Source organism: Halalkalibacter sp. HAAS-P014, from assembly GCF_056619965.1.
On the sequence record NZ_JBWQTV010000008.1, the window covers coordinates 39,481 to 48,328 of the forward strand.

The window sequence follows — 8,848 nt, forward strand, 5'->3', positions numbered from 1 at the left end:
TATAGTCGACTTCAACTCTTTTAGAAAAAAGGTCTGCTTTGACTATGAAACAATTGTCAAACGCAGACCTTCCTTTTATTAGTTACCTAGCATTTCATTAACTTTGTCTTGATTGTTATCAATCCATTCCTGCGCAACTGCTTGTGCATCTTGTCCTTCATCTTCAATCTTCACGATCATCTCTTCTACATCGTCAATTGAGATGGTCCAGTTTTGTAAAAACTGATACGCGTCTGGAGCACGATCTTGTAACTCATGATTTGTTAACACATGAACAGAAGCTGTTTCAAAGAAATTCAAATCATCCTCTAACACTTTAAGGTCAAATACGTTAAACATTGTATGTGGGCGCCATCCGTAAAACGCAACTGGTTTTTCTTGTTCAATTAAACGGCGTGCTTGAGCGATCATACCACCTTCAGAAGAATTGACTTGTTCTAACTCTAACTCATATCCTTCGATCATTTCATTAATAATACCCGTTACACTTGCCCCGTCTTCAATTCCATACAACTCATTACCAAATTGATCTTCTTTTCCAACTAAATCACTAAGTGAATTAATATCTTCCATATAGGTTGGGACAACAACACCTGAATCGGCTTCATCGTAACTAGTTGCTATATTTTCAACAGTATCACTGTAACTCTCTAATTGATTTTCGTGTGCTGGTAGCCATGAATCCATAAACACGTCGATATCTCCACGCGAAAGACCGACAAAGACACTGCTAACATCAGCACTCGTTTCTTCTACTTCATACCCCATATCTTGTAAAATTAGACTTGCAATTTCTGTTGGAGGAATCGTACTTGTCCACGGAGTTACTCCTAATGTGATCGTTTCTCCATTACTAACTGTTTCTTGATCAGATGTTTCTTCTGCTTGTGAACAAGCAGCAATAACGAGTAAAACACACGCAATCATGAATCCTTGTAATACTTTTTTCATTTTTTGAACTCTCCTTTTTTTATGCTTTTTTCGTAATACCTTGAGTGATTCGGTCAAGAATAATGGCTAGTACGACAATCGCTAATCCACCTGTTAATCCAAGACCAACATTCACGGTTGAAATCCCTGATAATACAGTTGAACCGAGTCCTGGCGCTCCGATCATCGAAGAAATAACGGCCATTGATAGCGCTAGCATCATCGTTTGGTTCACACCTGCCATAATCGTAGGCAACGCTAGTGGTAATTGAACTTTCAGTAACAATTGCCAAGGTGTCGAACCGAAAGCTCTCGATGCCTCAACGACATTGCTAGGAACTTGTCTAATCCCTAAGTTCGTCATTCTAACAGCTGGGGGCGTTGCAAACACGAATGTTGCGATAACCGCTGGAACACCACCAAGACCAAATAGTAAAATCGCTGGAATTAAGTAAACAAAACTTGGTAATGTTTGCATAAAGTCTAAAATCGGTCTAACGATTTTTTCAACCATATTATTTGTCGCACTTAATATTCCCACTGGCACACCGACAGCGACTGAAATTAACGTTGACACAAGGACGATCGATACGGTCTGCATCGACGCTTCCCATAGATCAACTGACCCTAAATAAAGACAACCAATTAAACTAAAAATAGCAATCCCTTTCCCGGCAAATTTCCATGCTATTAACGCCACAATGACCGCTATCATTTCAGCAGGAAGGAATAATAACAAACCGGTTACGATATCAATAAATCCTCTTAGAATATTGCTAATTTCATCAAAAAACCCACTCATTACAGGAAGCAACCAACCATCAACAAAGTGGTTCGTCCATTCCTCTAACGGGAAATTGAAGTAATTCATGCTGATTCCTCCTCATCTTTTTCTTTTCCAAGGACTAAGCCTGAGAGAATCGAGACACGTGAAATGATTCCTTTTAACTTACCATCTTCAATAACCACGATAGGATACTTTGTTTCCACAGCTATAGGAATCAAGTCATTTAACGGTGTTGCTGGAGTAGCTGCATGTACAGTATCGAGCAGAACATCCTCCATCGGAATACTTTCTTTATAAGCTCTAATTGCATCATCGATGGTTAGCAAGCCTTTGAAATTCTTCTCTTTGTCAACAACGAAAATACTAGATGCCCCCACTTCCTCCATCTTTCTAACTGCGACACGAGGACCGTCTTTATACGTCGTTAACACCTCAGGTTTTTTCATGACATGAGAAGCTTCCAACACTTTAGAGCGATCCACATCTTTTACAAAGTTTGAGACATACTGATTCGCTGGATTTTCTAAAATTTCTTCAGCTGTTCCAACTTGAACAATTGCTCCGTCCTTCATAATCGCAATCCTGTCTCCAAGTTTTAATGCTTCATCTAGATCATGGGTAATAAATAGTATTGTTTTCCCTAACTTACTTTGTAAGTTTAATAGTTCATCTTGCATTTCTTTTCTTATTAATGGGTCAAGCGCACTGAACGCTTCATCCATTAACAATATATCCGCATCATTTGCGAGGGCACGAGCAAGTCCAACACGTTGCTGCATTCCACCACTCAATTGGCTTGGGTAACTTTCTTCATAGCCTTTTAACCCAACATCTTCAATTGATTTTAAAGCCTTCTTTTCACGTTCGACTTTGTCTACCCCTTGAATTTCTAACCCATAGGCAACATTCATTAATACTGTCCGATGGGGTAACAATCCAAACTGCTGAAATACCATTGCTAGTTTTTTGCGTCTCGTTTCAATGAGTGCCTTTTTATCCATTTTTGTAATGTCGTCTCCATCGATTAAAATCTCTCCGTCAGTTGGTTCAATCAGTCGATTCACTAGACGGATTAATGTCGATTTCCCACTTCCTGATAGGCCCATGATGACGAAAATTTCTCCTGTTTCTACAGAGAAGGAAGCCTCATTAACTCCTACCGTCATTCCCGTTTTCTCAAGAATCTCAGCCTTTGTTTCCCCATTCTTTAAGCTTTTTAAGCCTTGCTTCGGATGTGATCCAAAGATTTTCGTCAAATTGTTCACTTCTATTTTCTTCATAAACATTCTCCTCTTTCTATGGAAAAGGGCGGAGCTTCTTTGTTGGATCTAAGGATGCATTCTGCCCCGTCGCCAAATTTTAAGTTTGTAATGCAAACCCAAAACTAATTCCCATTCCAAATTGTGAGCAAGATACTCATGGTTGATTTCAATACGCACAAGTAACAGCCTTATCGCTTCTTAATTCCGATCTGTCTACCTACTTGTTTTGGTGGTTGTAAATGTTCATGCGCGTTTCGTAACGTTTCAATGTTTGAAGCCACAGATGCAGGGAAAGGAGTAGGTTTTCCCTCTTTTGTACCGATCCCCATCAACATTTGTTCGCTTGTGGCAATGTCCGTTCCATCATGATTTTTCATTGTAAAAAATACATGGAGACGTTTGGCATCATCATCAAGCAATTGCATTTCGACTGCCAATTTTTCACCCTCATGTGCTTCTAGTAAATAGCACAGATGCGTTTCTAGCGTAAAAATGGTATAGTCCAAACGTTCACGCGCACTTTCATCTAAACCGATATACTCCATAAATGAATCGACAGCTAAACTAAACACTTTTGCATATTCGGCATCATTCATATGACCGTTGTAATCGACCCACTCTTTTCGTACATAATCTTGATAAACAAATGGTTCAACCCCCATCCAATCCCTCCTTTCTATTATTTCGTAACTAGATTTTTAGATTCTGGCCAATATTTTTCCACTAGATCCAGTAGTTCTACTAAAAACTCATTTCTCTTCCGTTCAAGTTCAGCAATGGATACATCACCCGCATGACTCTCACAGCCTTGAATGACTTTTTCTTTCAATTCATAAGTTAGCTCTGGAGCTTCTAACTTTGTCCAAGGAAGCTTAAGCGCAGGACCGAATTGATCGAGCATATGGCGCATGCCTTTTTCTCCTCCTGCTAAGTGGAACGTCAAGAACGGCCCCATTTGTGCCCAGCGCAGTCCGGCACCGTACGTAATCGCTGCATCGACCTCTTCTGTCGTCGCTACCCCGTCATTAACAAGGTGAAGAGCTTCACGCCATAAAGCTTCCATTAAACGGTCAGCTAAGTGGCCTTCCACTTCTTTTTGAATCACAAGTGGCTTCATTTGAATCGATTCAAAGAACGTACCTGCTCTTTCGATAACTTCAGCTGTTGTTGCCTTACCTGCAACTAGTTCAACAAGTGGCAAAATATAAACTGGATTAAATGGATGTGCTACGATCAAACGCTCTGGATGTTGCAAGCCTTCCTGTAAGACAGTCGGCATAATTCCAGATGTACTAGATCCGATAATTGCTTCAGCCTTTGCGTACTGATCAATCTCAGCTAACACATTTTTCTTTAATTGTTCACGCTCTGGTACATTTTCTTGAATAAAATCAGCATTTCTTACAGCTTCTTCAATTGTCGGGACAAACGTTAGACGCTCCTGAGAAGCACCTGCTGCTAACCCAAGCTTTTCTAATGACGGCCAAGCATGAGCAACGACCTTGCGTGTTCTCTCTTCTGCTCCTTCTGCGGGATCAAACGCTACAACGTCATAGCCTTGTTGAAGGAAACGAGCAATCCAACCGTTTCCGATAACGCCTGTTCCAATCACAGCAAGTTGTTTCATTTCGTGTTGTTTGTTACTCATTACAATCGCCTCCGTATGGGTTTCTTAATCCGAACTGTTCACGCGCTTCCTGTGGTGTTAAAATCCCGATTCCGTTGCTCTCGATCAGATTTGCAGCTTTTTCAACCAACTGATCATTACGAGCAAAGACACCTTTATCAAGATAGAGATTATCTTCTAAGCCAACTCGGACATTCCCACCTAAGATTGCTGTTTGCAACATGATTGGCATTTGCATACGACCGATTCCAAACGCTGACCAGTGCGCATTTTCAGGTAAGCGACTCTTCATGTAAAGCATCGTCTCGATATCAGCATCTGCTCCCCACGGAATTCCTAGACAGAATTGAAACATCGGATCGCCATCAACTAACCCTTCATCAATTAATTGTTTTGCAAAACGAATATGTCCTGTATCAAAACATTCCAATTCTGGCTTCACACCACTTTCCTGCACTAACTTTGCTTGTTGACGTAACCATTCGGTTGGGCTCATGTAGATCATGTCGCCAAAGTTAACACTTCCACAGTCAAGCGTACACATTTCAGGAAGCAGTTCCCCTACAGGTTTGTGGCGCTCTTCTGGAGTTTGAATATCCGTTCCGTTCCCTCCAGCAGCTGGTGTAGCTAAGCTTGGAATAAAATCTCCGCCACCACCCGAAGTAATGTTAATAATTACATCTGTTTCCGACTCACGAATCCGGTCAACGATCTCCCGATAATGTTCAACGTTATGGCTGATTCCACCCGTTTTTGGGTTTCTCGCATGAACGTGAGCAACCGTTGCACCAGCTTTGGCTGATTCAATTGCAGCCTCTGCAATTTCTTTTGGAGTTACTGGGACATGTGGACTTTTCTTTGTTGTATCACCTGCACCCGTTACCGCAGCTGTTAATAAAATTTTCTTTTTCATCATGTCTCCTCCTCTATATTTGACTAATTCATATACAAGTATATTACTAAACCATCTGGACGGTTTACCTAAGCACAAACAAAACTATACCATCCGGACGGTAATGTATGCAAGTAAGACCTTAAATGAAAGGGTTTTCTTACTCTATTTTTTGATTATTCTTTTCTCCTGAAAAGCTTGTATTATCAGGGTTTCTCTATAATTCTAAAAAAAATGACAAAAAAAATAGCCACCCGATTGGATGGCCTGCTATGTTTAATTATTCATTTGCCCATTCTCTCAACTTCTTATATACGATTTCTTTTTTATCCTCGCCAATATGATAGATATCAAATAACTCTGATAACCAGATCCCATCCGTTGCTAAACGAATAATTGTCGCTTTCACTGGATCTATCCCGTCATCCTCAATCGACTCTTGCCATTCTGAATAAAGCTCGCGAATCGGGTCCAACAATTCTGAGTTAACAGCCTTGGCTGCTAAGAGTCCTGAGTGCATATCTTTATTAGTGTACGCTTGATTAAATGTTACATCTACATAAGCACGAGTCCATTTACCTTCTTCTACTGGATCCTTTTCTGCATTTCCAGCGATTTTTGCTCGATAATTGCTTGCTAAATGCTCAACCATTCCTTTAACTAGCTCTTCTTTAGATGGGAAATGATAGAGCAGACCACCTTTACTAATCCCCGCTTCTATCGCCACTGCCTCTAAAGTTAAATTAAATATTCCACGTTCACTAACTATTTTAGATGCAGCGTGAAGAATCTCTACTTTTCTTGAAGTTCTGCTCATTATAGTCTCCTTTTCAAAAAAATTTGCGACTCAACTATACCATCCAGACGGTTTAGATTTCAACTACCTGTAAAAAATTCTCAAACCTCGTTCAACAAATTTCTCTTTTTAGACTATAATGCCCTAATATGGAATGTTGGTTACTCGGAAAAGTAGATGCAGTAAATCAAAAAAAGCTGCGAGCGATTGCTCAAGCAGCATTTTCATTGATCATCATCGATATTCTCACGAATCACCTGCATCGGATTTCCTCCGACAAAAGCTCCTGCAGGAACATCACGATGAACTAATGTCCCTGCAGATACAACTGCCCCATCTCCAATCGTCACACCAGGTAAGATCGTAGTATTGGCTCCAACCATAACTTCATCTCCAATGACAACATCCCCTAAACGGTATTCTTTAATTAAATACTCATGCGCTAAAATCGTCGTATTGTAGCCGATAATCGAGTTACGGCCAATTGAGATACGTTCAGGAAACATAATGTCCATCATAACCATTAGAGCGACGGCTGTTTGCCCGCCAACCTTCATACCAAGAAAAGTCCGGTACAACCAGTTTTTCATTCCAATCCAAGGTGTATAACGAGCCAATTGGATCACAATAAAATTTCGTACCACTTTCCAAAAAGGAACTGTTTTGTAAATCTGCCAGAGCGAATTCGCTTCTTTTACTTTAAATCGCTCTGTTTTTCTACTCATTGATTTTCCACTCCGACAATCGCCAACAAATCTCGGATGTCTGAGAGAATGTAATCAGCATTAAACGTCTTAATTTTTTCTTCCCCTTTAATCGACCAACCAACTACAGCCGTAGGCATTCCTAAATTTTTCCCAGCTTCAATATCAGAAAGGTTATCACCAATCATCATCGCTGTTTCTTTTGATGAACCTAACGCAGTTAATGCTTTTTCAAGTGGTTCTGGGTCAGGTTTTACTTTTTCCACATCGTCAAGGCCGATCACAACGTCAAAAAATTGATCAAGTCCTGTTAATTTTAAACCCATTAACGCTGTTTTGTTAATTTTAGTCGTCACGATAGCTAGTTTATATCCTTCTTTATGGAATCTCTCAATTGTTTCATAAACACCTTCGTATTCCTCGACCAACTCGTCATGAAGTTCATGATTATGCTTGCGATACATATCAATCATTTCATCAACTCGATCAGGATCAACAGTTCCAAAGCTATCCGTTAACGGAGGACCGATGAAATCCAAAATTTTCTCCCGTGTGTATTCACCTGGCTTGTAATATTCTAATGTGTGAAGAAATGAAGTAATAATCAATTCATTGGTGTCAATAAGTGTTCCGTCTAAATCAAATAATAGCGTATCAATTTTTTTAGTGTCCATAAGTCGCTTCCTTTCGCTCTTTCTCTTGTTTTTTCTCTACTCTGTTCCAGATGTAGGCTATTGCTATTGTTAATAAAATGGCTGTAACGAGACGAATTAGTAAAAGGGGCCATACAGGAATTCCAAGTGGAATGAAAATAAGAGTATCCTCTACGACGGCGTGGCATGCAACAAGAAATATAAAGACTAAGTATAGGTCTTTCTTTTCTACACCATCTTCTTTTATTGCTTGAATCATTACTCCTGCTCCAAATGCCAGACCAAACATTAACCCTGAAGCTAAAGTGGTAGAAGTATTCTCTTTTATTCCTAGCATTTTCGTAAATGGAGTCATCGCCTTCGCTACTAATCTAAGCCAATTTTTCTCTTTCATAATTTGGACAACCATCATTAACGGAATAACAATCATCGCCAACTGTAAAATCCCAAATGTAGCACTTGTAACACCTTTCCATAAAATGGCTCCCCAGCCTTCAACAATCGGTTGGGTGGATGTTGAGACTAAACCATACTGGGCAATCTCTTGGCCCCCATTCCAAAACAGGTTAATCACGAAAGCTGAGAACAATGCTAACCCAATCCGTACAAGTAGCACAACAGACACCCGTATGCCTACTTTTGCGGCGACAGCAGATTCAACGAAAAGGTTATGAGAGAAAGAGAGCATAATCGCTAAGATAAACACTTCTTTCACCGTTAACTCTAACGTTAAGATCGCCCCTATCGCAGCATAGAGGTTCAGAACATTCCCAAGAACAAGTGGGATCGCCGCTTCTCCCGATAATCCAAACCAACGCATAATTGGCGACAATAAAGCAGCAAGCCACTCTAAGACAGGTGTATAGCCTAATATTGTAACAATTAATGTAATGGGAAAGATAATTTTACCGAGCGTCCATGTTGTCTGTAGTCCAACAAAGAGCCCTCTTTTTAGCATCCCCAATGCTCTCCCTCCTTCAGAAGTAACATCAAAAGGGAAACCGTCCTTTTGGTGTTGATCTTAGTTTAGCCTTTTCTTGGACGGCAATGGCTTATCCCCCTGCTCGTTTCTTCGAGTAAACCACTCGCAGAAACTTTAAAACCTGGCAGGGGCTTCGCTCATTGCTTCGAAGTAACACCAAAAGGGAAGACCGCCCTTTTGGTGTTTATCTTGTTTAGCACTTTCATGGACGGCAA

Annotated in this window: 10 protein-coding genes; all 10 read right to left on the minus strand. The window is 40.3% G+C overall.

The genetic code is table 11. From position 1 onward, the window contains the following. Positions 1 to 78: 78 nt before the first annotated feature. The 10 genes from AC1FXZ_RS07535 to AC1FXZ_RS07580 all read right to left on the minus strand — a co-directional run bounded on the left by AC1FXZ_RS07535 (position 79) and on the right by AC1FXZ_RS07580 (position 8,609). Entirely contained in the window at positions 79 to 951 is an 873-nt protein-coding gene (locus AC1FXZ_RS07535) for a glycine betaine ABC transporter substrate-binding protein (protein WP_480052184.1), read from the minus strand. 19 nt (positions 952 to 970) lie between these two features. Beyond that, positions 971 to 1,801, minus strand: a complete 831-nt coding sequence (locus AC1FXZ_RS07540; protein ID WP_480052186.1) for an ABC transporter permease — start codon at positions 1,799 to 1,801, stop codon at positions 971 to 973. Then, the gene (locus AC1FXZ_RS07545) at positions 1,798 to 2,997 is read right to left on the minus strand and encodes a quaternary amine ABC transporter ATP-binding protein (RefSeq protein WP_480052188.1); all 1,200 of its coding nucleotides are present in this window, start codon (positions 2,995 to 2,997) and stop codon (positions 1,798 to 1,800) included. Before AC1FXZ_RS07545 ends, AC1FXZ_RS07540 begins: the two co-directional genes overlap by 4 nt. A gap of 170 nt (positions 2,998 to 3,167) precedes the next feature. Then, entirely contained in the window at positions 3,168 to 3,641 is a 474-nt protein-coding gene (locus tag AC1FXZ_RS07550; RefSeq protein WP_480052190.1) for a thioesterase family protein, read from the minus strand. Between the two features lie 17 nt (positions 3,642 to 3,658). Continuing rightward, the gene (locus AC1FXZ_RS07555) at positions 3,659 to 4,627 is read right to left on the minus strand and encodes an L-carnitine dehydrogenase (protein ID WP_480052192.1); all 969 of its coding nucleotides are present in this window, start codon (positions 4,625 to 4,627) and stop codon (positions 3,659 to 3,661) included. Beyond that, positions 4,620 to 5,519 carry a beta-keto acid cleavage family enzyme gene (locus tag AC1FXZ_RS07560; RefSeq protein WP_480052194.1) on the minus strand — a complete coding sequence of 300 codons (900 nt, stop codon included), beginning with the start codon at positions 5,517 to 5,519 and terminating at the stop codon, positions 4,620 to 4,622. Before AC1FXZ_RS07560 ends, AC1FXZ_RS07555 begins: the two co-directional genes overlap by 8 nt. A gap of 259 nt (positions 5,520 to 5,778) precedes the next feature. After that, on the minus strand, positions 5,779 to 6,315 hold the full coding sequence (locus tag AC1FXZ_RS07565) for a TetR/AcrR family transcriptional regulator (RefSeq protein ID WP_480052196.1): 537 nt from the start codon (positions 6,313 to 6,315) through the stop codon (positions 5,779 to 5,781). A gap of 203 nt (positions 6,316 to 6,518) precedes the next feature. Next, positions 6,519 to 7,019 (minus strand): acyltransferase, encoded by a 501-nt coding sequence (locus tag AC1FXZ_RS07570; RefSeq protein ID WP_480052198.1) that lies wholly within the window; start codon positions 7,017 to 7,019, stop codon positions 6,519 to 6,521. Then, positions 7,016 to 7,672, minus strand: a complete 657-nt coding sequence (ppaX, locus tag AC1FXZ_RS07575) for a pyrophosphatase PpaX (protein ID WP_480052200.1) — start codon at positions 7,670 to 7,672, stop codon at positions 7,016 to 7,018. The genes AC1FXZ_RS07570 and ppaX overlap by 4 nt, the downstream gene beginning before the upstream one ends. Further along, complete coding sequence (locus tag AC1FXZ_RS07580; RefSeq protein WP_480052202.1) at positions 7,662 to 8,609, minus strand: nucleoside recognition domain-containing protein; 948 nt, start codon at positions 8,607 to 8,609, stop codon at positions 7,662 to 7,664. Before AC1FXZ_RS07580 ends, ppaX begins: the two co-directional genes overlap by 11 nt. Positions 8,610 to 8,848 lie beyond the last annotated feature (239 nt).

What these genes read in the sequence shown, in the direction of transcription:
- AC1FXZ_RS07535 (WP_480052184.1), bottom strand. Translation starts at nt 951, where the DNA reads ATGAAAAAAGTATTACAAGGATTCATGATTGCGTGTGTTTTACTCGTT.
- AC1FXZ_RS07540 (WP_480052186.1), bottom strand. Translation starts at nt 1,801, where the DNA reads ATGAATTACTTCAATTTCCCGTTAGAGGAATGGACGAACCACTTTGTT.
- AC1FXZ_RS07545 (WP_480052188.1), bottom strand. Translation starts at nt 2,997, where the DNA reads ATGAAGAAAATAGAAGTGAACAATTTGACGAAAATCTTTGGATCACAT.
- AC1FXZ_RS07550 (WP_480052190.1), bottom strand. Translation starts at nt 3,641, where the DNA reads ATGGGGGTTGAACCATTTGTTTATCAAGATTATGTACGAAAAGAGTGG.
- AC1FXZ_RS07555 (WP_480052192.1), bottom strand. Translation starts at nt 4,627, where the DNA reads ATGAGTAACAAACAACACGAAATGAAACAACTTGCTGTGATTGGAACA.
- AC1FXZ_RS07560 (WP_480052194.1), bottom strand. Translation starts at nt 5,519, where the DNA reads ATGAAAAAGAAAATTTTATTAACAGCTGCGGTAACGGGTGCAGGTGAT.
- AC1FXZ_RS07565 (WP_480052196.1), bottom strand. Translation starts at nt 6,315, where the DNA reads ATGAGCAGAACTTCAAGAAAAGTAGAGATTCTTCACGCTGCATCTAAA.
- AC1FXZ_RS07570 (WP_480052198.1), bottom strand. Translation starts at nt 7,019, where the DNA reads ATGAGTAGAAAAACAGAGCGATTTAAAGTAAAAGAAGCGAATTCGCTC.
- ppaX (WP_480052200.1), bottom strand. Translation starts at nt 7,672, where the DNA reads ATGGACACTAAAAAAATTGATACGCTATTATTTGATTTAGACGGAACA.
- AC1FXZ_RS07580 (WP_480052202.1), bottom strand. Translation starts at nt 8,609, where the DNA reads ATGCTAAAAAGAGGGCTCTTTGTTGGACTACAGACAACATGGACGCTC.